A 23,347-nucleotide genomic window follows, 5' to 3' on the forward strand; every position below is an offset into this window, starting at 1 on the left:
GAAAATTAAGGTTTACAATGTTTAGTGATAGGACAAGGGTTTGGGTGTCGGTTTTCCTATTCCCGATTACTGATGACTGATTACTTGATAAATTTTAACGGGTGCAGTGCGACCTTTAAGGGAGACCGATCCGATCGCTTGGGTCGGGAATTTCTCCTTGATATTTTCATAAGTTTCTTCACTAATTAGAATCCGACAGAGACCGCCATCTAAGGTTTTATCATAACTTTCCAGGCGGGCAGCCACATTAACGCTATCGCCAATGGTGGTATAGTTCATCCGTTGGTTAGACCCCAGAGAACCGGCCACCACTTCCCCGGTAGCAATACCGACGCGCATGGCTACAGTTGGCAGTCCAGAGGCCTTCCAACCCCGATTGAGCGATCGCAGTTTTTTCCCCATTTCTACAGCACACTGTACCGCTAATTGGGCATCTTGGGCGATCGCCTCGGTCGTCGTACTCGGAATAGGAACCCCAAAAACTGCCATCACCGCATCCCCAATAAACTTATCCACCACTCCATCATGGCTTAAGACAATATTGACCATGGCATTCATATACTGATTTAACCAAACCATCAGGGTTTCGGGATCTATACTTTCACTAATAGTGGTAAAACCTTGCAAGTCGGTAAATAAAACTGTGGCCGTTAGTTTGCGGCCAGTGAGCTTCCCCTCATTCAGCAATTGGTGGCGGTCTCTCCAAACTGCTTGGGCAATTTTGGGGGTCACATGGCGTTCAAACAATTGCATAATCGTTTTCCGGTTATTGCGCTCCAAAAGGCCGATATAGGCTGTAATTGAAATGGCGGCTCCGAAGAGACTCACCAGGGGAGGAACCACCGGTAACCACCACCCCAGTAAAAAGGCTCCATAGGTAATGATGATTAAGCTCATGCCACAGAAAAATACCCCGATCAGTTTCCAACGGATACGCAAGAAGATCCAGCCTAAAATAGCCCCCCACATTGACCAAAATCCAATCCAAAGGCTTTCTTCAAATTCCGACCAAAACTGGATTTGGGGACGGCCATCTAAGGCGGCACTGATGATATGACTGGCGAGATCAGCATGGACTTCAACCCCTGAACGAATACCCCCTTGCTGGAAACTATAGCCAAAGGGAGTAATAAAGCGGTCATTGAGGCTGGCGGCTTTGCCACCAATGAGGACAATGCGATCGCGCATTAGATCGGGCGGCAGGCGATCGTTTAGCACATCACTTAATGTTACGGTTTCAAATAATTGGCAATTCTGCTGGGAATCTCCACAAAATCGACTGCGAAAATTTAACATGATCTGATAGCCGCCCGTATCGGCATTCACATAACCCCCATCATGGTTTTGCAGAGGCATAAAAACCGCTTTTCCCAAACCCACCTTACTTTTCGGTGGATCGAGAACCTCTAATGCAATGCCTTCTTGTTTTAGATAATCTAATGCCAACCTTGTACCCAAGCCAAAAAACGTTTTTCCTTCACTGTCGCGAACCGACAACAACATCCGCCTAATTTTGCCATCCCCATCCAGAATTAAATCGGCTGCTGCCACCTGGTTCAGTTGCCCTAAAATGGGTGAAGAAGACACAGACTCGCCCAGGCGATCGCCCTCCACTTTAGCGATTCCAATTAAGTTAGGCGTATTTTTCGCTAACTCTACAAACTGCTGATAACCCGGTTCTACAGGCAAATCTCTATAGATATCCAAACCAATGACCCTAGGATTTTGAGCCTTTATTTTTTGCAGTAATTCAGTCAACACCCGATCGGATAACGGCCATTTTTTCATTTGCTGAATATCTGATTCCGTAATCCCAACAACCACAATTCTTTCATCCACTGGTTCTAGGGGTCGCCAGCGAAAAAAACAATCCAATGCTGCCCATTCTAACAGTTGCAATCCTCCCATCATTCGCAAGATAATTACGGATAAAGCAATAGTTGGAGCAATGAGAATAACCCCCTTCCACTCCTCTATATTTTGTTGTATTTTTTTCCACATAAACCGCCCGACAAAGACAGGACTAATCCTCACAACACTCAATCACTGGAGTATCTATAACTAGGGGGTCAATATCTGTCATTTGGGTTTGCAAAAATAGCTGCCAAGTTTCCAGTAATTTCTCATTGTCTGGATATTTTTTGAGTTCTTCATACAACAGACTTAAGGTGTCAAACCAAATCCCTTGTTTAGCATAAGAGGCGATCCGATCGAGGACTGAAGAATGATCTACTTTTTGCAGCAGGTTTTCATCTAGACTAATTTTTTTGATCCAACCCGAAGAGGGTAAAGCAAATGAGGGTTCACTGCCCGGATTCGTCTGGGGGCATTTTAAGTAAATCGCCCATTCATAATATTGGTCATCTTCTAAATTGCCTTCCAAGGTGATTCTGACAATTGCTGGTTTTTTAGGAATATCGATCACCCGCTCATCAATAATTTGCCCATTGGGATAAGGCTGATTATCCGTCACAATAAATTCGATTTGAGTGGCTACTGTGTCCGGGATATAAACAAAAAAGTCCGGGGAAGGATCGACCGTTAAACCATACTTAATCCCTTGAATTGTTTTCGGTACTAATACGGTAACTGGCATTTCTTCGGGTAAACACTTGGGGCCTCGGCTGGCTCCACCTACGGTTTCACGGGGGGCCCCTTGACCGGGAGGGGGTTCAAAGTCAATTTCGATCGCCTCTTCTAAGAGGCGACTGGCTCCCCCTACAGTTTCATTGGGTCTACCTGCTCCAGGGGGAGGTTCAAAATTCGGGTCTGTGGGCAGTTGAGCAACTGAGGCTGGGCTGAAAGGGAAAATCCCTGTTAAAAGGGCGGCATAGCAGCTCAGATGCATTAAGACTATAGAAAAAGTTTTAGACATGGTAATTGAATGATTCTCCCAAATATATCTCTAGAAAATGAGTCCGAGTCTCTAGACTTCAAATTGCCAGAGATGGCTCCTAATACTGTTATATCTTGTTGGACGATCGAGCAGGGTTGATCGAGCGCAGTTGAGAAGGGTGTGATATCGTTAGGTTTGGTCAGGAGTTAAATAAAGGATACTACAACAACACAATGCCGAATTACTCCCTGCTTACGAAGATTTCTTATGTTATCGGGCCCATACTGATTATCGTCAGCCATGTGGGATCGTTAATGCTTTTACTCACTGGCTTATCATGGGGTGCGATCGCCTGGATTATTTTTTTATATTTAATCCGAATGCTGGCTACCACAGGGATCTACCATCGACTGCTTACTCACAAAAGCTATCAAACCAATGATTTTATTCTCTGGCTAGGATGTATTGTCGGTGCATCGGCCGGACAGATGGGCCCGAGTTGGTGGAAAGCTCACCATCTTTGCCATCATCAGTATGCGGATCACGCGGGTGATCCGCATTCTCCGTATGAACCCTATCAGGGAATACGCGGATTTTATTGGTCTCAAGGGGGATGGTTACTCTCGAAAAATTTCTTTCCCGCTAAACTGCCGAGTGATGTGGAAAATAATCTCCCCTTAAGGATACTCGATCGCTTACATTTTCTGCCTCTAGTTGCCCTTGGAGTTCTCTCTTATTTCATGGGTGGTTTAGAATACTTAGGCGCATTTTTCCTCAGTACCACTTTGTTATTTCATGGAGTCCAAACCGTTAATTCATTGTGTCATATTAGCGGATCTGAATACTTTGAAACCGATGATTTTAGTCGCCATAATGGTTGGGTTGCCTTTCTCACATTAGGAGAAGGCTGGCATAATCTTCATCATGCCTTTCCCTCTTCAAGTCGCCATGGGATTATGCTGCGGGAGAATGAGGTGGTTTATCTGCCCGATCCCACCTATAGATTTATTAAATTGCTAGAGTCTCTCAAGTTAGCCTCTAAATTAAGAATTCCTAGCGAAAAAGATCTACTCAAACGGGCGAAGAAGGAGCCAGAAGTTCCCGTTTTAGTCAACAATTAGGTCATTATTCTAGGCTAAATGAAGATCCTTTCAAAACAAGTAGAGATAAGGTGAGCGCTGCCCACCTTATCTCTTTTTTGGGGGTTAACTATTAATGAATTATTAATTACGAATTATTTTTTCGATAATCAAAGCTTAATCGAAGACTGATACAGTCAGAGTGGCAAAATCCGATCGCTAAACTGGCTAACGATGACACTCCAACGCAGACAATTTTTATTATTCCTGGGAGCAACCGCGACTACTGTGGCCTGTGGTTCCTTGGGGCAACAGGGAGGCTCTGCTTCTGTAACCGGAAGTTCAGCTACGGCAGTTTCCTCTCCTAAAGCCTTAGGTTTAAAGTTCCAACCGGTAAAATACCCTTGTCCCCTATCCTATGAAGGGTTACCGATAGAGCAACAAAAATCTTTCTACAATACCTATGAAGTCGTTGATGATGTTGTGCTGCCTGAAGGCTACACTTATCAGGTGATTGCTTCTTGGGGAGACCAAGTAGGAAATTCTCGCTTTGGCTATAACAATGATTATCTCTCCTTTCTGCCCACGGGGCCAGATACGGGCTTTTTAACGATTAATTTTGAATATGTGAGTGTTCCCACTTGGGAGCAAACCTATCCGATGGTGATGGGTAAAGCTCTGCCCTCGAAAGTGCTACCCGCCTTAGAAAAAGCGGGAGAGGAAGGAGTTAATGCCTTTGACTTAAAAGATGAGGCTTTGAAGGCTGAATTCTATGACTTTTTTAAAGAAACCCTGATCGATCAAGGGATTGGTGTTATTTCTTTGCGTCGGAATGCTGATGGTCAATGGGTGCGGACGTATTCGCCCCAAGACCGCCGGATTACGGGGATCTCTGGCTTAGAGGACGGTAAGTATCTGCAAGCAACCGGGCCCGCAGTAGCGGTTTTCCGGAAGACGAAAGGTATGGGTTATATTGATACTCTGGGCGATAAGATTATCGGTACATTTAATAATTGTGCTGGGGGAACCAGTCCTTGGGGTACGGTCTTTAGTGCGGAGGAGAATTACCAAGATTTTGTCCCGGAAGGGGTTTATGCAGATGGTACATCTTTGCATCCCAAGGAAAAACCGGTTAAACGAGAAGAGTTTAGTGGCCAAGGAAATCCGTTTGGGTTGGCGGGTAATAAGTATGGTTGGATGGTGGAAGTCGATCCCAGCAATAAGGATGATTATGGCACTAAGCATACTTGGTTAGGACGCTTCCGCCATGAGGCTGTGGGTATTCGCGCTGAAGCGGGTAAACCTTTGGTGGTTTATTCAGGATGCGATCGCCGGGGGGGGCATGTCTACAAGTTTGTCAGTACAGGACTGGTGCGTAATCCCCAAGATAAAGCCAACTCGCGCCTACTGAGCGATGGAATGCTCTATGCAGCTAAGTTTAATCCTGATGGTACTGGGTCTTGGATCGCCCTAAAAGCTGATACTCCGGTTAATCCTGACTTACCGAGCGAGTATCATGGGGGGATGATTCCCCTACCGAAGGGCGATCGCACCCAAGGGGGATTTGAAGCCATTCAACAGGATGGGGCGATCGCCGTTTTCAAGCAAAAATTCCCCACCCTCGGCGATCTCTACCAAGGCAATACCCCAGAAGAAGTGCAAGGAGCCATCCTCATTGATGCCCACTTTGCCGCCAATGCTGCCGGAGCCACCTGTACCGCTCGCCCCGAAGATACCATGATCCGTCCGGGAGATGGTGCATTGTTTATTACCTTCACTTCCGGCAGTCCCGGTGGAGATGGGGGCGCTCATAAGGCTATATTCTCCAACTCCAAAGGCGAAAGCCACGAACACGGCTGGATCGTGCGTCTGGAAGAAATGGGTAATAATCCTGCCTCCATGACCTTCCGGTGGGAAAATCTGGCTATGGGTGGAGAAGCAACGGAGGGGGGAATGGGTTTTTCTAACCCCGATAACCTAGAATTTGATGCCCAAGGTAACCTTTGGATGGTTACCGATATGTCCACTGACAAGCATAATCAAGCTGTGCCCTCCGGACGAGTCGATATCAGTCAATCCAGTTTGCGGGGCATTTTCGGCAATAATTCCATGTGGTATATTCCCCTCTCTGGGGATTATGCCGGAGAATGCTATCCCTTTGCCCTCTCTCCCATGGAAACGGAGTCCACCGGCCCGTTTTTCACCGCCGATCAAAAAACTCTATTTTTGTCGATTCAACATCCTGGGGAACTCTATGGAATGCGACAAAATATGGCATCAGAAACCCGTAAATTCTCTATGATGACTACTGATGGTCAAGAATTTATGCAAACGCGCACAGTGCCCATCGGTTCTAACTGGCCGGGTAAAGGGCCTAATGACCCCCCTAAACCCTCTGTGGTAGCAGTACGTCGGCTGAATAATCAACCTCTGATTTAAGTAAAGTTTTCCTCTTATCCTTGATTTTCTGGCTAATCTCCCTCTGGTTTTACTGGGGGGAGATTTTTGGCGAAATCGCTTTTTAATTTTTAATTTTTAATTTTTAATTTTTAATTGATGCAGGGAATCTAACCGATCGAGAACTTCCAAGCCACCAGCTACATCACCCTGCATTGCCAAAGCTTGGAATCTGGTCTGAGCATCAAATTCAGCCAGTGCCAGGGTTGAGAGTTCTTCCATGAGTTTATTTACACTGATTCCACGAGACTGAGCCATTGCTTTCAGGCGAGAATGCTTATCATCAGGTAAACGAATGGTTAATGTTGCCATATTTGACTTACTCCGTAATCAATTCTTCGGGTGTGAGGACAGAGATTTGGGGGAAGAGAAGTTCCGCTCTCTGGAAATTCCTAATATTTTGGGTAACAATTGCTTCTGCATTGCCCGCGATCGCCAATTCAATCAGATGGTTGTCTGCTTCATCAGTCAAGTTTGGCCGCCACAAGTAATAAATCTGAACCCACTGACTGGCTGACATGAAAGCGGCAAGCAGGGTTTCGACATCAGTTCTGGGTAGCGGACAGCGTGCCATAACCTCCGATCTGCTTAAAATTGACTCATACTCCAGAAACAATGCTGTTCCTATAAGCGGCTGATACTTTCCTTGCAAGCAGGCACGAAGCAAAGCGCGACTGGCTCCGGTGGGACTAATTAAGGCACTGACAAAAACGTTGGTGTCAATAACCAGTTGGCTAGACATGAGTCGATGATAGCATATACGCTATCTCTCTAGGGTGTAGGGGATGGATGGACAAATTCTTGCTATCTTATGACTTATAGATCAAAATTCCCCGATGAGGGTTATCTAATCCATAATATTTCTGATTTAAACTCAAATGCCCTTAGAATTTAAACTGAACGATCGCCATCAGCGCGTTTTACAAGCAACGGTTAATCATTATGTGGCCACAGCCGAACCCGTGGGTTCAAAAGTTTTAGTTGAAGAATATAATTTTTCTGTAAGCACGGCTACGATTCGTTCTTGTTTAAGCTATTTAGATAAATCTGGGCTACTTTATCAGCCCCATACTTCCGCCGGCCGCGTCCCCTCGGATTCTGGATATCGCTGGTATGTAGACCATTTGATGACCCCCAATGTTAAGACTGGGAAACAGGTAGAAAGCCTGCTACAAGAAAAGCTCAATTGGCAATGGAGTTTAGAATCGCTTTTTAAGTCAGCCGCCCAGATTTTATCGAGTTTAAGTGGCTATATTACCTTGATTACCATGCCCCAACCGCAGAATTCTCGCTTGCATCATTTGCAATTGGTGGCAGTGGATCGCGGCCGCGCCATGTTGATTTTGGTGACCGATAGTTACCAAACCCATTCGACCTTAATTGATTTACTCCATACGGGAGAAGAGGGAAGCGAAACGATAGAACAGGTATCGAGGGAATTGCAAATTCTCTCTAATTTTCTCAATCATAATCTGAAAGGACGGTTGCTAACGGAGCTAGAACGTTTAGATTGGACGGAGCTAGATAGTGAGTTTGAGCGCTATGGAGAACAGCTTACCCAGGTTTTAAAGCAGTTTAAACAGCGCCATTCTTCCTCGGTTTATACGGATATTTGGATTAGTGGAGTGGCGGAGTTATTGCGACAACCGGAGTTTTCCCAACTGCATCAGGTGCAAACTTTAATTCATTTGCTCGAAGAAGAACCGACTCAATTATTACCCCTAATTTTTCAAGTTCCAGCTCAGGAGAATAAGGGCAATCGGGTACAGGTTTGGATCGGCTCAGAAAATCCCTTAGAACCGATGCAAAGTTGCGCTTTGGTGACTTCTTCCTATTTTCGCGGTTCGGTTCCCGTGGGGAGTGTGGGGGTTTTGGGGCCAACGCGGATGATGTATGAAAATGCGATCGCCGTGGTGGAAGCCACGGCGGGTTATCTCTCGGATGCTTTGAGTTAGGAGGTTTTAGTCGGGATCTTTGGATTGGGCATCCTTTTCAGTACGGGGAGCCGTTAAAATTTCCCAAGCTGCCTTAGCGGCTTCCGACAGGCGATCGCCAAATTCCTGAGCTTGCTTAAGAATGCTCTCCCAATTTTTCTCAGCATCTTTTTGCAGGATTTTGAGGGAATTCTCAATGCGCTCCGGATCGAATAGATTTTCTTCTTCTAAGCTGGTTTTGGCTTTCTGGACTGAACTGAGATAGGTTTCCAGAGTATAGTTTCTGGCTTTGTGAATTTCCGACTGGGCCCTGGTTTTAATGGCTTCAATCAGAGCCATGGTTTCATTTTTAACTTGTTCTGTGGCATCTTTTAGACCCTCATCTTCTTCCACCATGGCCTTGGTTTCGGGGCTAACTTCTACTATGCTAGATTCTTTTGGTGCATCAGTTTCGCTCATGATTAGATAACCTCATATGGATATTCACCCCGATTGTAATGGAGTAGTCAATTTTTTGCACAGTGATAGAAATACGAGTTTATTGTAACGGGCGATCGGCGATCGGCGATCGGCGGTAAACTCTCCATTCTTGGTACGGTTGACTCGCCTTTTAAGATCGGTAGAGTGGCTCAATTGACAAAAAGAAGATTTGGAGATAATCTAACTCGTCAGCTTATTGGGAAAAATCAACAACGGTAATGTTCAAAAAAATAGCAGCGATCGCCACCAGCTTCGGTATCCTTTTAACAACGGCTGGAGCCAGTCCAGCCCAAGAAATTCTCGCAGAGATTAGAAATACCGGAACCTTAAAAGTCGGCATTCGTAAAGATGCCGCTCCTTTTGGCTATATGGAATCCGGAGAATGGAAAGGACTATGTTTACAAATGATGGAGTCTTTTAGCCAAGAGCTAGAACAAAAATTAGACCGGCCCATTCAACTCCAAACTATTGAATCTACCCTCAATGAATCCTCCCCCAATGGTCGCTATCGCAGCGTCAGAGATGGACAAGTTCACCTAGAATGTGGCCCCAATACCATCAGCACCACTCCCCCCCAAGGAACCCAGTTTTCAACCCGGTTCTTCATTACCGGAACCCATTTTTTGATGCGTCCTCAAACGCGCATTTTATTCAAACCTTCGGGATTTCTCGAAGGTCTAGATATTGGGGTTTTAGATGACACATTGACGCGCAAATTTATCGAAAGTCGCTATCAATTGGCTACTCCCATTCCCTATACTGGAAATCAAGGTAGACAACAAGCCGTTCGCGATGTAATGAGCGGCACAATTGATGCCTTTGCTAGTGATGGTATTCTCTTAGTTGGAGAAGCCCAAAGACAAGGGTTAAGCGATACTCAATATAGTCTTTTACCCAATGAACCCTTGACCTGTAGTTCCTATGGTATGATTTTGCCCTCCCATGATGAAGAATGGAGACAAACAGTTAATCTGTTTATTGCTGAAGGAGATTCCAGAAATATTATTACCGATCTGCTGACGGATTTAGTTGGGGTTACTTCTCCTTATATTGATTTGACGATCGCGGCCTTAGACAAGTGTAATTAAGCTGGAAAATGTTTTTATACTCCTATCCTCCTCTATTTCCGGGTATCCTCAAACGCCGCTATAAACGATTTTTAGCGGAGATTGAGTTGGAAACGGGGGAGTTAATTACGGCCCATTGTGCCAACACGGGGCCGATGACTGATGTTTGTGAAATTGGCGCTCCGGTACAGGTATCCTATCATGATCATCCTAAGCGTAAGTTGGCTTACACTTGGGAAATGATTCAATTGCCAACCCCCGAACCGGTTTGGGTGGGGGTGAATACAAGCTTACCCAATCGAGTGATTAAATTAGCTCTAGAGCAGCGCATTTTTCCAGAATTAACAGACTATAAAAGTCTAAAAACTGAAGTCGTTTATGGTCAAGATCGGCGCAGTCGAGTAGATTTTGTCCTCACTGGAGAGTCGCCGATTTATGTGGAAGTTAAGAATACGACTTGGGCGAAAAATGGGCTGGCTTTATTTCCGGATACGGTAACCGATCGCGGCCAAAAGCATTTACGGGAGTTGATGGAGCTACCCCCAAAAGCCAGAGCGGTGATGCTCTACTTTATTAATCGTGCGGACTGCGAGCAGTTTTCCCCTGGAGACTGTGCCGATCCTGTCTATGGGAAACTCTTGCGTCAGGCGATCGCCAAAGGAGTCGAAATTCTCCCCTGTCGCTTTTCCGTCACTCCAGAAGGGATCGAGTATCTGGGTTTAGCCGAACTCTGTATTGATCGAGGATGTTAATCTTTGAATCCATTAGATACAGCGCGAAGCGCTGTAGTGGGGGAGTGGGGGAGTGGGGGAATGGGGGAACAAATAACAGATTGGGTAGCGCTTTGAGCCATTTTAGCTATCGTTAAAAACAGTCATTAATGTACCTCATAGCAGAGGAAACTGCTGTATGTCATGCTTTAGGTCGTATCTCTGAATATGGGGATCGCGTACTCCGAGTCATTTATAATCCAACAACAGAGCCTTGGCGTATTATCACTGTTTATTTCGATCGGACTCAAAGGAATCGACTATGAAAATCCAATTTGATGAACAATCTGATGCTCTTTATTTACGACTTGATAATTCAACGATTATTGAATCTGAAGAAGTAAAGCCAGGGATCATCTTAGATTATAATGAACATAATCAAGTGGTAGGGGTGGAAATCTTAAACCTTAATCATAGAGTTACCCTTGCTGATTTTAAAAAAGTGGAATTGGACATTTGCTAATCCAGAAGGGATCGAGTATTTGGGTTTAGCCGAACTCTGTATTGATCGAGGATGATTAGCATTAATCTGAAACTGACGGACGACGAATCCGAGTTTGTGTTTCATCAGCAACGACCAAACAGCCTTGAAAATGAGTTAGTGAATATTCTCGGACAACTCTTTCTAGAACATCAAGAACAGCTTGACGACTTTTACTTCGAGGACGCAATAATAAAATTCCTGGATGAGTGCCTAGGGGGAAAAGTCGGACATCAGAAAAATCCAAGTCAAGGGTAATAAAAAATCTGCTCTCAGTACAGACTTGCTGCCATACCACCTCATCATCTGCACCGGATAATCCTTCATCTGTTACGCGATCGCAATCGTAACCCTGGCTTCTCAGAAACTCCTGATGAGTAACACTCAAATTTTCATCTAGTTTGACCAACATTATCTCGATCGCAAAGGTAACAGATCTTCTTCTCTTGCTAAAGCAGCAGCATAGGCGATCGCCGATCTAATCTGCGCTACATTCAAGGGTGGATAATCGGCAATAATTTCCTCTAATGTCAATCCCTCTGCCAAATTATCTAAGATTACAGAAACCATAATTCGAGTTCCCTTAATACAAGGTTTACCATGACAAATATTCGGGTTAATCTCAATTTGTTCTTGCCAAGTATAAGTATTCATAATTCACTTTATCAATGGGTAATCTTGATTATAGCCTAGTTTAGCCAAACTCAATCTTGCTGATATCTAGAGCATTTCTCAAATTAGCCGCGCACTTTGCCATCCTCGAACGGAGTTAATCACATATAAAATCGAGGAAGGGTTAATCATCTCCAGAGTAATCGGGTATTCCTGGATCAGATTCCGATCTAAAAGCCAAGCGCGGAATGTCCCTCCTAAGAGTCCACAACTTAAGGGAGGAGTAATCCATTTTCCCTGCCAATAGAGGACAACATTGGCAATACTCGATTCCGTAATTTGATGGTGTTCATTCCACAGCAGGACATCATCGCAGTCCGTAACCGCAGCACGAGATCGAGTATAGACCTGGCGATGGGTGGTTTTATGGTAGAGCCAAATATTGCCAGAGTCGATGGCTTGGGGGGCAAGTTTGAGGGTGATGGGAGTGAAGGGGGAGGGGGGAGAAATGGGGGAGGATTCTAGGGTTAATGCTCCTTGGGAGTCGATCAACAGGCGGATTTTGTGGGGAGAGGCTTTGAGGGTGGGGGCGAGGGTTTGCAGATGGTGGAGCAGTTGGGGAAGGTCGAGGGGAATATTAAAGTATTCGGCAGAGTCCTGGAGTCGTTGCAGGTGGTAGGAGAGCAGGAAATAGCCAGCTTGGGGAGTCCAGAGGAGGGTTTCCAGGAGGGAAAAGGGGGGCTGTTGTTGGCTGAGGATCAGGGATTTGATGTAGCATTCTTGGTATTCTTCTTGACTGTTGGAGTCCGCGATGATGCCGCTACCGATGCCATATTCGACTTGTTGGGTCTGTTGATCGATGAGTAGGGTACGAATAGCAACGTTAAATTGCGCTTTGCGTCCGGGGCTGAGAAGACCAATCGCCCCGGTATAGATGCGTCGGGGAGAGCGTTCGAGTTCTGTGATGATCTCCATGGTGCGGGCTTTGGGTGCGCCGGTGATGGAGGCACAGGGGAAGATATTGGTGAGAATTTGGCTCAGGGGCGATCGCGTTTGAGCAGTGACGGTTGAGGTCATTTGCCAAACGGTGGCGTAGCGCTCGACTTCAAATAAGTGGGGCACTTGGATGCTGCCAATGGTGGCAACTCGCCCGATATCGTTGCGAACCATATCCACGATCATGACATTTTCGGCGCGGTTTTTGGGGGAATGGTGCAGCCATTGGGCAAGCTGACGGTCTTCAGCTAGGGTTTTTCCCCGTGGGGCGGTTCCTTTCATGGGTTTGCTGGTGAAGGTGGAACCATCGAGGGTGAAGAAGAGTTCGGGGGAGCTGGAGGCAATGATATAGCGCCCCATGTCGAGGTAAGCGGAATAGGGAGCTGGGGGCGATCGCCTGAGAAAATTGAGCGCCCAACCTGGATCTCCCCTAAAGGGCGATCGCAGACGGAAGGAGTAGTTGACTTGGAAGGTATCCCCTTGGCTGATGTAGCTTTGGATGCGGGCGATCGCCTGATGAAACTCCGCTTCTGTCAGTTCACTTTTCCAGTTTATGTCTGGATCGGTTGCCTTCGTATGCAGGTTGATGAAGTCTTGGGGAGTGAGGATCTGGCTGGGGCGATCGTACAGAGCAAACCAGAGCTGAGGAAAATCCGGATCTGCATGAACCCTTAAAGCGCTATCAAAGACAGGAGAGGCTTCATAACTGAGCATTCCCACAGCATAACAACCCTGTTTTTCTACTTGATTTTCAATTTCCTCTAAAGCCGAGATCGGATTTCCAGAATTGGCGGTTACACAATAGACTTCCATCGGCTTTTCAAACTGTAACCAATGGTCGGTTTCCGATTCGTAAATATAGGCAAGATAGTGGGTCTTCATTCCCAATTCTTCCAGTTTATAGGGGGAAAATCAGCAGATTCCTTGAAAGGATATCTCATATCATACTATATCTTCAATCTATCCCGTTCGGTTGAAATAAGTGATTTCACCCATTTATTCTAGTGGGGCTGACAAGAAAGATATAAAAAGGTCTATAATTGTAACAATCCTATTGTTCTCTAGAAGACATCTTTTATCTTAAGAATAGGATGAATAGGGTCATCTATTCAAATCAGAGGTGCTATCGAATGTTAAATTACCCATTTTCTGCCCTGCACAATTCTCCTTCTACTGCTCAACAGAGCTTATCCGTTCACGATCGGATTGAGGGGTTTAGTCAGTTAGTCTCTAGTATGATTCAGTCCCTCTCTACAGTGGATCTACCGGAAGGGGTAGAACGGGAAGATCTAGAAAAGGCTTTAGAGTCCTTCCGCGATCGCAAAATTCAGCAAATCCAAGAGCAATTATCCCTCAATCCTTAACTCTCATCTTCAATAGCCCTGAGAAGCCTTGTATCCTATACCCATTTTCCTCGATCGCCTTACTTTTTTATGTTGTTTTAACCGGGGTGTAAAGGGACTTGGTGTAAGGGCAGTTTAATGGTAAACGTTGTCCCCTTTCCCGGTTCAGATTCACAGGATAATTCTCCTCCATGATGATCGACAATAATGGCATGACAGAGACTCAAGCCTAGACCTTTTCCCTTACCCACCGGTTTGGTACTATAAAAAGGGGTAAATAAACGCTGGCGAATTAAGTCTGTCATCCCCACCCCATTATCAGCAATGGATATTGCGATCGATTCCATGGACTGACTTTCCGTAGTAATAGTAATTTGGGGAGGTTCTCCATGGGAGTGTTTTTCCCAAGCACTATCAATAGCATCAATAGAATTGACTAATAGATTCATAAACACCTGATTCAGTTGTCCAGCATAGCATTCAACGGGCGGTAAAACACCATAATTTTTAATCGTTTGAATCATGGGGCGATGGGTATTAGCCTGTAGACGGTGATTAATAATCATCAAGGTACTTTCGATTCCATCATGGACATTGACTCGTTTCATCTGGGATTCATCTAAACGGGAAAAAGTTCTCAGAAATAAGACAATTTCCCGAATGCGAGAAGCCCCATTTTTCATGGATTCCAATAAATCGAGACAATCTGATTGTAAGAAGTCTACATCAATATCTTCACGAAATTTTTTCAGGGCTGTTCCAGGTTCAGGAAACGTCTTTTCATAGAGCTGAACCAAGTCTAATAAATCCTTAAGATACGCCTTAGCAAAATCAATATTGCCATAGATAAAGCTCACGGGATTATTGATTTCATGGGCAATTCCAGCAACCAATTGGCCAATAGAGGATTTTTTCTCACTTTCAATGAGTTGAGCCTGAGTTTTTTGCAATTTGAGTAAAGCCAGTTCTAACTCATGAGCTTTTTCTTCAGATTCTTTAACAGCTTGTTGGGATCGATCGTACAAATTAGCTTGATAAATGGCAATAGCTAATTGTTTAGCCACATGAATTAATAGGGTAACCTCTGATTCTTTCCAATGGCGCGATCGCTTACATTCATGGGCAATGAGTAACCCCCACAATTCCTCTTTAATAATAATCGGGACAATTAGATTAGATCGGACATCAAATTTTTGTAAGAAATCAATATGACAGGCATCGAGTTGAGAGGAAAAAATATTATGAATCACTCTGACTCTGCCCTTTTGATAGAGACTGGCATAGTCTTGAGAAAAACAATTATCTGCGCCTACTTTTCCCAAAGTCGATCCCCAGTTTCCCACCACTTTTTCGACGATCACTTCTCCTTTCCAGTCAGATTGAAATTGGTAAATCAAGACTCGATCGGTGTCCAAAATATTTTGGATTTGATCGACCGCAGTTTTCCAAATCATTTTTAAATTTAAACTACTGCGAATTTGATCAGTAATTAACCGTAAGACAGACTCTTGTTCTTGAGCTTTCTTAAATGAAGTAATATCCGTATGAGAACCGGCTAAACGATAAGGAGTTCCATCCTGGTGGCGATAACATAATCCACGGGCTAAAATCCACCGATAACCCCCACTCGGACAGCGCAAGCGGTAGGTACTTTCATAAAACTGATTTCCTCCTTGAATATGGGCTTGGAGAGCCGCTTGATGGATCGGTAAATCTTCAGCATGAATTAAGGCTTCAAATTCGCTAAAGGTTTGGGGCAATTCCGATTCGGAAAAGTCCAAAATTTTTTGCCAATTGGGATTGAAAAATATGCGCCCAGTTTGCAGATTCCAATCCCATAATCCTTCTTTAGAACTGGGCAGTGCTAGATGGAATTGGGGGAGATCGGAAGACATGGGATCGTGAATAGACGGTAATAAGATTCCAGTGAGGCTCTGATGCATAGGTTTAGGCGATGGTGATAGATATCAGGTTAATCTTGGCGATAGGCGATCGCCGCATAAAAGGGATCTCCTCCTCCCCAACCCATGAGTTGCAAGAGTGCTGGAACTTTAGGTAGATGGACAATCAATTCAGGTGCGGTAAATCCAGATACGGATTGAATATACTTTTTAACCAGCTTGAGGCGAGTTTGATCTGTGCCATCCCGCCAAATTTGAATGGCTTTTTGATAGAACATGCGGTTAGAAAAACTGACAATGAGAACTCCACCAGGTTTAAGGATGCGGTGAATTTCGCTAAAGATGGCATCAGGATATTGTAGATATTGTATGGAGACACAATTGAGAACCGCATCAAAGGTTCGATCCTCAAAGGGCAGTTGCAGAGTTTGATTGAGATCTTGTACCCAATAATGGTCTAAGCGGGAATTTTTAGCTAATTCTTCCTCATTCAGACCATGACCTTCCACATGGTCAAAGGTTATCTCGTCAGGAAGATGGGATACCCAACTACTCATTAAATCTAGGATACGAGTTTGAGGTTGGAGGCGATCGCGATACAGATCGGTTAACTGCTGGATAAACCCCTCATCCACATGGGTGACAAACCGAGGAAAGGCATAAAACTGGCGATCGTCGCTAGAATCAAGTTTAGTCCGGTCTTGGGGGTGTAAGAGCATGGTTAATTCAGTTCAACCTTAAAACTGTAAACTTAAAATTAAATATGGCTTCCTTTTACACTATAAAGGATTCCCCAGGTTTGGCCCGATCCCTTTTTCCCTGGTGAGGATAGTTTGATGACGAGCAGTATTATTTCTAGTATTATTATTATCTTTCTAGTGGCGATCGCCGGTCTGTCGGGTTCCTTGATCATTATTCAGGAACCCTATCAAGCGTTAGTGGAGCGCTTGGGAAAATATCACCGTACCCTAGAGCCTGGGGTTAACTTTATTATTCCCTTATTCGATCGGGTCGTCATCCGAGCCTTGATGAGCGAGCGGCTATTGGATGTTCCCCCCCAACAAACGATCACCAGAGATAACGTATCCTTAGCCGTCGATGCGATCGTTTACTGGCAAATTGTCAACCTAAAACGGGCTTATTATGCCATTGACAATATTGAAAATGCCCTAGAAAACTTAGTTTTAACCAATTTGCGGGGAGAAATTGGTCGCCTAGGAATGAGTGAAACTTTTTCCGGTATCAAAGAAATTAATCGATCGCTACTAGAGCAAATTGACTCAATTACCGACTCCTGGGGTGTGAAACTCATCCGGGTAGAAGTGCGGGATATTACGCCACCAAAAACGATTATTGAATCTTTAGAAAAAGAGCGAGCAGCAGAAAGTACACGACTGGCTTCTATCATTGAAGCGCAAGGCGGAGCGCAATCGATGAAAATTCTAGCTGATGCTTTGGGAATGGATGCTAAAAGCCCTGAGTTTATTCAATTTATGATTGCCCGACATTATCTTGACACCAATGAAAAGCTCACCGCTAGTCCCAACTCCAAGATTTTCTTTATGAATCCTAGCGTTCTCAATGAAACCCTCACCAATCTACTCGAATATGAACGGTCAAACGTCAAAAAAATCGATCTCCCTCCCACTTCCTCTTCAGAAAATAGTTCAGAATGCAACCCTGATGGCTAAAAAATATAGCCTAAGCCTCTTCTTCTTGGGAATTGGCTAAATGGAAAACAATACGAAAGGCTTCATCTAAAGTGGTATGCGCCTCGGTTTTAATGCGTTTGATCTTGGTTTTATCCAATTTAGCAATTAACTCTTTATAGGCTTCTTGTTCAGCCGAGGCATCCTGACGGTTAATGGGAGAAATAATCCGATAATTGCAGCCATAGCGCTGACACTCCAAGCTACCATATTTGCGGAGTCTACCATTCGGATTAATGTAAGAGAGAACTTCAAAATCAACCACTCTAGTTTTCATACCCTTAAACTCTGTAGGATTAGAACCAAGGATTAATCCGGATGTAGACCGCGATTAACTCTTATGCTTTAATCATTCCAGATTTCTGGTCAAATGGCTGTGACTGATGCAAGTTCATGGGGTGATATCTCGGAGAGAAGGAGCTGATCCTGTGCAACCGATCGCGGTGAGCGATCGCCTTCCCCCCATGAGATCCCGATCACATTGAGATCAACTCTGATAACCCGGTAGTCGTCCCCTCGATCCCCGTTGAATGGTGGTCATTTCCTCCACATTGGGGAAGACTCCCACACCGACAATACCGGAGAGTTCCGGTTTCACCTCCACTTTCACCACCCTAGCCATACAGATCCAAATGGTGCGATCGAACAAATGAAACGTTAACCAGGGTCGCTCCAATAGCAAATTCACCTGTTTTTGAAACTCCTCTGGAGCAATAGGTAAACTAAAAGACTCTGATTCTCCCGTGTCGTAGAAAAAGGTAATTTCTGTTGCGTCTGTGTCTTCAGAATACATCAGTGATTCGCTCCTACTTTATCCTGGATACTATTCTACCCCCTGATGGGAGATGGAGAGATCGGAAAATGATTGATTTGTGTCTATTCGCCCCATGTTTCATAGACTCTGGGGCTTGACAAATGAACCACTATTCTGTCTACTACTATGAACTTACTCAAGAGATTCCCACTTCCCCCTGGGATCTCAATCGGCCCTCATCGATTAAGATAAACGAGGATCGCCCAGGATTCACCCGATTAGAGTATCCTAATTACCCGAAGATCGCGACACCCATCTTGATGTAGACGGTATCCCTGCTGTGTCTAAACTCTTACCCCTTGAGCCAATGAGCGCTGTGCCAATTCCCCAACCCTCTCCCCAACCCCCAAGCAATTCCACTCCCCAATTGCCTAGCAGTTCCCCTAAAGTCGCGAGCGAGGATCAAACCCCAGTCCATGCTCTCAAAGAATTGGTCGCCCGTTTGCGCCGAGAGCAAAATAAAATCCAAGATTTGTTAATGTCCTTGGGGTTTGCCCTGCGAAGTTTTAACAACCTCAATCAATTTCTGGAATTAATTCCCTTAATGGCAGGACGGGTAACGGATGCCGATGGAGGCGCTCTAGTTTTATTTCAAGCCAATGGGCAACTGAAACTCGAACAAATGCATTGCCATGATTCCCACCAATGCCAAGATATTCGCCAAGCCCTAGAAACCGTTAACCGTCAACTCAGAAGTCGGCAAGGAGAAGGGGTGAGCATGGAAGAGATGACCGTTTTGCTCGACCGGGAAGTGGGTCATTATTTGGGTTGCCATACCCAATTATTTGGCACAGCCGTAATTGTAAGGAAAACGGAACGAGCAAGATTGTATGTGTTCAGTCGCAATCCAGAGTATACCTGGACAGAAACCCGTGAGAAACTGCTGCGTTTAATTGCCGATCAAACGGCAGTAGCCATTGAAAATGATGAACTGTCGGTAGAACTAAGGAAAAAAGAAAGACTAGATCGGGAATTAGAAATTGGGGCAGAAATTCAAAATCAACTGTTGCCCAATACCTATCCCCAGATAGAAGGAATGAAACTGGCAGCTCGCTGTCAAACAGCGAACCGAGTCGGGGGGGATTACTATGATTTTATTCCCATTCATTCCCCAGAAGGGTTAAAAGGCTCTGGATCTGATACTCAGGTGAATCCTTTGGGACGCTGGTGTATTACGGTGGGAGATGTGATGGGAAAGGGCGTGCCTGCCGGTTTGATCATGACTATGTTACGGGGAATGCTGCGGGCGGAAGTATTGAATGGACATTCGCCAGCCAGAATTTTGAAACATCTCAATCATGCTATGTATCAGGATTTAGAACAGGCGAACCGGTTTGTCACCCTGTTTTATTCTGAGTACGATCCCTTAACTCAGGTGTTATCTTATAGTAATGCGGCCCATAATCCGCCTCTGTTATGGCAGGCCTCGAATCAGTCGATCCAGCGTTTAGATACGATGGGAATGCTGATTGGTTTGGATTTGAACTCAGAATATGAAGATGCCCAGTCTAAACTGTGTCCAGGGGACATTATTATTTACTATACAGATGGGTTTACAGATGCATCCAATCGTAAGGGCGATCGCTTTGATGAAGAAAATCTAATTGAAGCTTTTCAATTGGCTTGTCAGCATTACCCCAGCCCCCAAGGCATTTTAGATTACCTGTTTGAGCGGGTGAATGAGTTTATGGGGCCGGGTAATGATCATCGAGATGATATGACTCTTGTGGTGATGCAGATCGATCCTCAGAGACAATCAACGGTTAATTAGGAAGGGAATTATGACTTTAGGTTCTAAGTTTAGCTTGTATGGTATGGGTGGTTTCTTGAGTGTCATTTTAGCCCAACAGACCGATGCGGATTTGCTTGCTAATGTGAAGACTGCTTTTGCGAATTTCGTGGAAAGTGGCCAGGTTTGGGCATTTATCCTAGGAATTATTTTAGGCTACATTATTCGCCAGATTACCACCTATGGTGGTTAGGTTTAGTTAACGAGGAAACACGACTATGACTGAGAAAAAAACCTGGAGCGATCGCTTTGAGAGTGCTTTACATCCGGCGATCGCCCGTTTTAATGCGAGTATCGGATTTGATATTGAATTAATTGAATATGATATCGCCGGTTCCATTGCCCATGCTCAAATGTTAGCCCACACGGGGATTATTTCCACTTCGGAAGGGGAGCAACTGGTTCAAGGCTTAAAACAGGTTCTAGAGGAGTATCAACGGGGAGACTTTCAACCCACGATTGATGCAGAAGATGTGCATTTTGCGGTCGAACGTCGGCTTACGGAAATTACGGGTGATGTGGGTAAAAAACTCCATACTGCTCGCAGTCGCAATGACCAAGTAGGAACAGATACGCGCCTTTATTTACGGGATCAAATTGGTAAAATTAAATCTCAGTTGCGGGAATTCCAGCGTGTTTTGATTGAGTTGGCCGAGCAGAATATTGAAACCCTGATCCCCGGTTATACCCATCTGCAACGGGCCCAACCTCTGAGTTTAGCTCATCATTTGTTGGCTTATGTGGAAATGAGCCAACGGGACTGGGAACGGTTAACGGATGTGGCCAAACGGGTGAATATTTCCCCCCTGGGTTCAGGTGCTTTGGCAGGAACGACGTTTCCCATCGATCGCCACTATAGCGCTCAATTATTGGGCTTTGAGCGGGTCTATAACAATAGCTTAGATGGAGTGAGCGATCGCGATTTTGCCATCGAATTTGCCTGTAGCGCCAGCCTAATTATGGTGCATTTATCCCGGTTAGCCGAAGAGGTGATCCTCTGGTCTTCGGAAGAATTCCGGTTTATCACCCTTAAAGATAGCTGTGCCACCGGTTCAAGCATTATGCCCCAAAAGAAAAACCCTGACGTTCCCGAACTGGTACGGGGCAAAACCGGCAGAGTTTTTGGCCATCTACAAGGCTTATTGGTGTTAATGAAAGGCTTGCCCCTAGCCTACAATAAGGACTTGCAGGACGATAAAGAGGCACTCTTTGACACTGTTAAAACCGTACAAAGCTGCTTAGAAGCCATGACTGTTTTAATGGCAGAAGGCTTAGAATTCCGTCCTTCCCGTCTCCAAGAAGCAGTTGAGTCTGACTTCTCCAATGCCACCGATGTAGCGGATTATCTTGCAGCTAAGGGGGTTCCTTTCCGAGAAGCCTATAATTTAGTCGGGAAAGTAGTGAAAACGAGCCTAGCGGCTGGAAAACTGCTTAAAGACCTGAGTTTAGAAGAATGGAAAGCCTTGCATGAAGCCTTTGAAGCTGATATTTATGAAGCGATTGCCCCTCGCCAAGTTGTCGCCGCCCGCAATAGCTATGGGGGTACAGGATTTGAACAGGTTAAACAAGCCTTAGACAAGGCTCGGTCTCGTTTAAACACTGATACTTAAGGTTACTTAAGGTGGCTTGGCAACCCCCCCACAAACTTTAGGGCGGCTTTTTTAATTGGAAATGGGGCTAATTAACTGGATTTCTCTAGAATTAGTCCCCATGAGAGCTTACATCAAGCTCACTTTCCTCCTTCTCTTTCTCCTCTTTCTCATTTTGGAGACTATCCATCGGAGAACGTCTGCTGGTATAACCTCGATGAGTCCGTTTACGAAACTTACGAGCGTATGCTAGGTTTCTTTGAGCCTTTTCTTTTTTCGGATTACGGCGTTTCGCCATGTTCACCTCATTGGAAATCACTTATGGCACAGAAGAGCTATTATAACGCTGCTGTGGGTAAATAAGCAAGCTTTGTCGGTGACCCGATGCCATCTCAACTCAGAAAAATTTAAGCTAATCTGGGCGCTTGCTTCATCAAGTCTTGGACTTGTTCGGCATGGTAGGAACTGCGGGTGAGGGGAGAAGAGACAACTTGCAGAAAGCCTAATGATTCTCCAAATACCCGCCAAGCCTCGAATTCTTCGGGAGTGACAAAGCGGTTAAGGGGATAGTGTTTGGGAGTCGGTTGCAAGTATTGACCGATGGTGAGGATATCGCAGTCCACTTGACGCAACTCCCGCATCACTTGGCGCACTTCCTCGTCAGTTTCGCCTAATCCCACCATGATCCCGGATTTGGTATAGATTTGGGGGCATGATGCTCGCGATCGCCTCAAAACCTCCAAAGAACGCTGATAATCACCTTGGGGACGCACGCGCCGATACAACCGGGGAACCGTTTCTGTATTGTGATTGAGAACTTCTGGACGAGCGCTCAAAATCATCTCCAGAGCCTGCCAATTGCCACAGAGATCCGGAATTAACACTTCTATGGTCGTTTGGGGCATCAAGGCGCGGACAGCCTCAATACAACGGACAAATTGACTCGCCCCTCCATCGGGTAAATCATCCCGATTGACCGCCGTAATCACCACATGCTTGAGTCCCATCCGTTGCACCGCTTCCCCTAACCGTTGCGGTTCAGTGGGGTCAAGGGGTTGGGGCTTTTTCTCAAAGTCGATATCACAATAGGGACAAGCCCTAGTACAAGCAGGGCCCATAATCAGAAAGGTCGCTGTACCAGCACTGAAACATTCACCGATGTTGGGACAGGACGCTTCTTCGCAAACTGTATTTAAGCCTAAATCGCGGAGGGTGGTTTTCACTTCACCCACTCGCTGCCATTGCGGGGCTTTTACCCTGAGCCAATCTGGTTTAACCGTCACCGTATGCCCTCATCCTCTGCTGAGTTACTGAAGTTTATAGTAGCAAGATTGGGGAATTTTCACCTTAATGGGGCGATCGCATGTTAGGATAAGGAGACCTAAATGGTTTTTCGGGATGTAGCGCAGCTTGGTAGCGCACCTCGTTCGGGACGAGGGGGCCGCAGGTTCAAATCCTGTCATCCCGATTTTTAAGAGCTGCTAACCTAA

Annotated in this window: 25 protein-coding genes and 1 tRNA gene; 12 read left to right on the plus strand and 14 right to left on the minus strand. The window is 45.3% G+C overall.

All coding sequences use genetic code 11. From position 1 onward, the window contains the following. Positions 1 to 66 precede the first annotated feature (66 nt). Positions 67 to 2,001 (minus strand): CHASE2 domain-containing protein, encoded by a 1,935-nt coding sequence (locus AC3FZD_RS12690; RefSeq protein ID WP_488736378.1) that lies wholly within the window; start codon positions 1,999 to 2,001, stop codon positions 67 to 69. A 22-nt stretch (positions 2,002 to 2,023) separates the two neighbouring features. Continuing rightward, complete coding sequence (locus AC3FZD_RS12695; RefSeq protein WP_488736379.1) at positions 2,024 to 2,875, minus strand: DUF928 domain-containing protein; 852 nt, start codon at positions 2,873 to 2,875, stop codon at positions 2,024 to 2,026. 194 nt (positions 2,876 to 3,069) lie between these two features. Between AC3FZD_RS12695 and AC3FZD_RS12700 the strand changes: the two genes are divergently transcribed. Next, positions 3,070 to 3,957 (plus strand): acyl-CoA desaturase, encoded by an 888-nt coding sequence (locus AC3FZD_RS12700; protein ID WP_488736380.1) that lies wholly within the window; start codon positions 3,070 to 3,072, stop codon positions 3,955 to 3,957. A gap of 192 nt (positions 3,958 to 4,149) precedes the next feature. After that, positions 4,150 to 6,354, plus strand: coding sequence for a PhoX family protein (locus AC3FZD_RS12705; RefSeq protein ID WP_488736381.1), 2,205 nt, complete (start codon positions 4,150 to 4,152; stop codon positions 6,352 to 6,354). A 96-nt stretch (positions 6,355 to 6,450) separates the two neighbouring features. On the opposite strand, the gene AC3FZD_RS12710 is transcribed toward AC3FZD_RS12705, so the two are convergent. Both AC3FZD_RS12710 and AC3FZD_RS12715 read right to left on the minus strand, forming a co-directional pair. Beyond that, complete coding sequence (locus tag AC3FZD_RS12710; protein ID WP_488736382.1) at positions 6,451 to 6,684, minus strand: toxin-antitoxin system HicB family antitoxin; 234 nt, start codon at positions 6,682 to 6,684, stop codon at positions 6,451 to 6,453. Between the two features lie 7 nt (positions 6,685 to 6,691). Then, positions 6,692 to 7,114, minus strand: a complete 423-nt coding sequence (locus AC3FZD_RS12715; protein WP_488736383.1) for a putative toxin-antitoxin system toxin component, PIN family — start codon at positions 7,112 to 7,114, stop codon at positions 6,692 to 6,694. A 136-nt stretch (positions 7,115 to 7,250) separates the two neighbouring features. Here AC3FZD_RS12715 and hrcA point away from each other — a divergent pair, with 136 nt between their 5' ends. Continuing rightward, complete coding sequence (gene hrcA, locus AC3FZD_RS12720) at positions 7,251 to 8,327, plus strand: heat-inducible transcriptional repressor HrcA (protein ID WP_488736384.1); 1,077 nt, start codon at positions 7,251 to 7,253, stop codon at positions 8,325 to 8,327. Positions 8,328 to 8,333: 6 nt separating this feature from the next. Here the strand turns inward: hrcA and AC3FZD_RS12725 are convergent, their stop codons facing one another. Continuing rightward, entirely contained in the window at positions 8,334 to 8,765 is a 432-nt protein-coding gene (locus tag AC3FZD_RS12725; RefSeq protein WP_488736385.1) for a hypothetical protein, read from the minus strand. A 239-nt stretch (positions 8,766 to 9,004) separates the two neighbouring features. Here AC3FZD_RS12725 and AC3FZD_RS12730 point away from each other — a divergent pair, with 239 nt between their 5' ends. From AC3FZD_RS12730 to AC3FZD_RS12740, 3 genes are all read left to right on the plus strand, one after another. Further along, complete coding sequence (locus AC3FZD_RS12730; protein ID WP_488736386.1) at positions 9,005 to 9,874, plus strand: transporter substrate-binding domain-containing protein; 870 nt, start codon at positions 9,005 to 9,007, stop codon at positions 9,872 to 9,874. A gap of 8 nt (positions 9,875 to 9,882) precedes the next feature. Next, positions 9,883 to 10,605 carry a DNA/RNA nuclease SfsA gene (gene sfsA, locus AC3FZD_RS12735; protein ID WP_488736387.1) on the plus strand — a complete coding sequence of 241 codons (723 nt, stop codon included), beginning with the start codon at positions 9,883 to 9,885 and terminating at the stop codon, positions 10,603 to 10,605. A gap of 280 nt (positions 10,606 to 10,885) precedes the next feature. Then, a complete protein-coding gene (locus tag AC3FZD_RS12740; protein WP_488736388.1) occupies positions 10,886 to 11,086 on the plus strand; it encodes a DUF2283 domain-containing protein in 201 nt (66 codons plus the stop codon). Between the two features lie 61 nt (positions 11,087 to 11,147). Here the strand turns inward: AC3FZD_RS12740 and AC3FZD_RS12745 are convergent, their stop codons facing one another. The 3 genes from AC3FZD_RS12745 to pabB form a co-directional block, all read right to left on the minus strand. Further along, positions 11,148 to 11,516: a DUF5615 family PIN-like protein gene (locus AC3FZD_RS12745; protein WP_488736389.1), complete on the minus strand. Its 369-nt coding sequence runs from the start codon at positions 11,514 to 11,516 to the stop codon at positions 11,148 to 11,150. Next, positions 11,516 to 11,758: a DUF433 domain-containing protein gene (locus tag AC3FZD_RS12750; RefSeq protein WP_488736390.1), complete on the minus strand. Its 243-nt coding sequence runs from the start codon at positions 11,756 to 11,758 to the stop codon at positions 11,516 to 11,518. The genes AC3FZD_RS12745 and AC3FZD_RS12750 overlap by 1 nt, the downstream gene beginning before the upstream one ends. Positions 11,759 to 11,836: 78 nt before the next feature. After that, entirely contained in the window at positions 11,837 to 13,594 is a 1,758-nt protein-coding gene (gene pabB / locus AC3FZD_RS12755) for an aminodeoxychorismate synthase component I (protein WP_488736391.1), read from the minus strand. 248 nt (positions 13,595 to 13,842) lie between these two features. On the opposite strand from pabB, the gene AC3FZD_RS12760 reads away from it, so the two are divergent. Further along, positions 13,843 to 14,076 (plus strand): hypothetical protein, encoded by a 234-nt coding sequence (locus tag AC3FZD_RS12760; protein WP_488736392.1) that lies wholly within the window; start codon positions 13,843 to 13,845, stop codon positions 14,074 to 14,076. A 77-nt stretch (positions 14,077 to 14,153) separates the two neighbouring features. Here AC3FZD_RS12760 and AC3FZD_RS12765 read toward each other — a convergent pair whose 3' ends face one another. Beyond that, the gene (locus AC3FZD_RS12765; RefSeq protein ID WP_488736393.1) at positions 14,154 to 15,998 is read right to left on the minus strand and encodes an ATP-binding protein; all 1,845 of its coding nucleotides are present in this window, start codon (positions 15,996 to 15,998) and stop codon (positions 14,154 to 14,156) included. Positions 15,999 to 16,027: 29 nt separating this feature from the next. Continuing rightward, on the minus strand, positions 16,028 to 16,675 hold the full coding sequence (locus AC3FZD_RS12770; protein ID WP_488736394.1) for a methyltransferase domain-containing protein: 648 nt from the start codon (positions 16,673 to 16,675) through the stop codon (positions 16,028 to 16,030). A 117-nt stretch (positions 16,676 to 16,792) separates the two neighbouring features. On the opposite strand from AC3FZD_RS12770, the gene AC3FZD_RS12775 reads away from it, so the two are divergent. After that, positions 16,793 to 17,647, plus strand: coding sequence for an SPFH domain-containing protein (locus AC3FZD_RS12775; protein WP_488736395.1), 855 nt, complete (start codon positions 16,793 to 16,795; stop codon positions 17,645 to 17,647). A 10-nt stretch (positions 17,648 to 17,657) separates the two neighbouring features. Here AC3FZD_RS12775 and AC3FZD_RS12780 read toward each other — a convergent pair whose 3' ends face one another. Further along, entirely contained in the window at positions 17,658 to 17,942 is a 285-nt protein-coding gene (locus AC3FZD_RS12780) for a hypothetical protein (RefSeq protein ID WP_488736396.1), read from the minus strand. Positions 17,943 to 18,152: 210 nt separating this feature from the next. Further along, a complete protein-coding gene (locus tag AC3FZD_RS12785; protein ID WP_488736397.1) occupies positions 18,153 to 18,458 on the minus strand; it encodes a hypothetical protein in 306 nt (101 codons plus the stop codon). 328 nt (positions 18,459 to 18,786) lie between these two features. Here AC3FZD_RS12785 and AC3FZD_RS12790 point away from each other — a divergent pair, with 328 nt between their 5' ends. The 3 genes from AC3FZD_RS12790 to argH are packed head-to-tail and all read left to right on the plus strand — an operon-like array spanning position 18,787 to position 21,878. After that, a complete protein-coding gene (locus tag AC3FZD_RS12790) occupies positions 18,787 to 20,250 on the plus strand; it encodes a PP2C family protein-serine/threonine phosphatase (RefSeq protein ID WP_488736398.1) in 1,464 nt (487 codons plus the stop codon). Between the two features lie 10 nt (positions 20,251 to 20,260). Continuing rightward, entirely contained in the window at positions 20,261 to 20,461 is a 201-nt protein-coding gene (locus tag AC3FZD_RS12795; RefSeq protein ID WP_488736399.1) for a hypothetical protein, read from the plus strand. 25 nt (positions 20,462 to 20,486) lie between these two features. Beyond that, the gene (gene argH / locus AC3FZD_RS12800; protein WP_488736400.1) at positions 20,487 to 21,878 is read left to right on the plus strand and encodes an argininosuccinate lyase; all 1,392 of its coding nucleotides are present in this window, start codon (positions 20,487 to 20,489) and stop codon (positions 21,876 to 21,878) included. A 91-nt stretch (positions 21,879 to 21,969) separates the two neighbouring features. Here the strand turns inward: argH and AC3FZD_RS12805 are convergent, their stop codons facing one another. Next, positions 21,970 to 22,155: a hypothetical protein gene (locus AC3FZD_RS12805; protein ID WP_488736401.1), complete on the minus strand. Its 186-nt coding sequence runs from the start codon at positions 22,153 to 22,155 to the stop codon at positions 21,970 to 21,972. Positions 22,156 to 22,264: 109 nt separating this feature from the next. Further along, entirely contained in the window at positions 22,265 to 23,140 is an 876-nt protein-coding gene (gene lipA, locus AC3FZD_RS12810) for a lipoyl synthase (RefSeq protein WP_488736402.1), read from the minus strand. Between the two features lie 111 nt (positions 23,141 to 23,251). Here lipA and AC3FZD_RS12815 point away from each other — a divergent pair. Then, positions 23,252 to 23,325: transfer RNA gene (locus tag AC3FZD_RS12815), tRNA-Pro, on the plus strand. Positions 23,326 to 23,347: the final 22 nt, after the last annotated feature.

Source organism: Roseofilum sp. KMC-1, assembly GCF_057802075.1.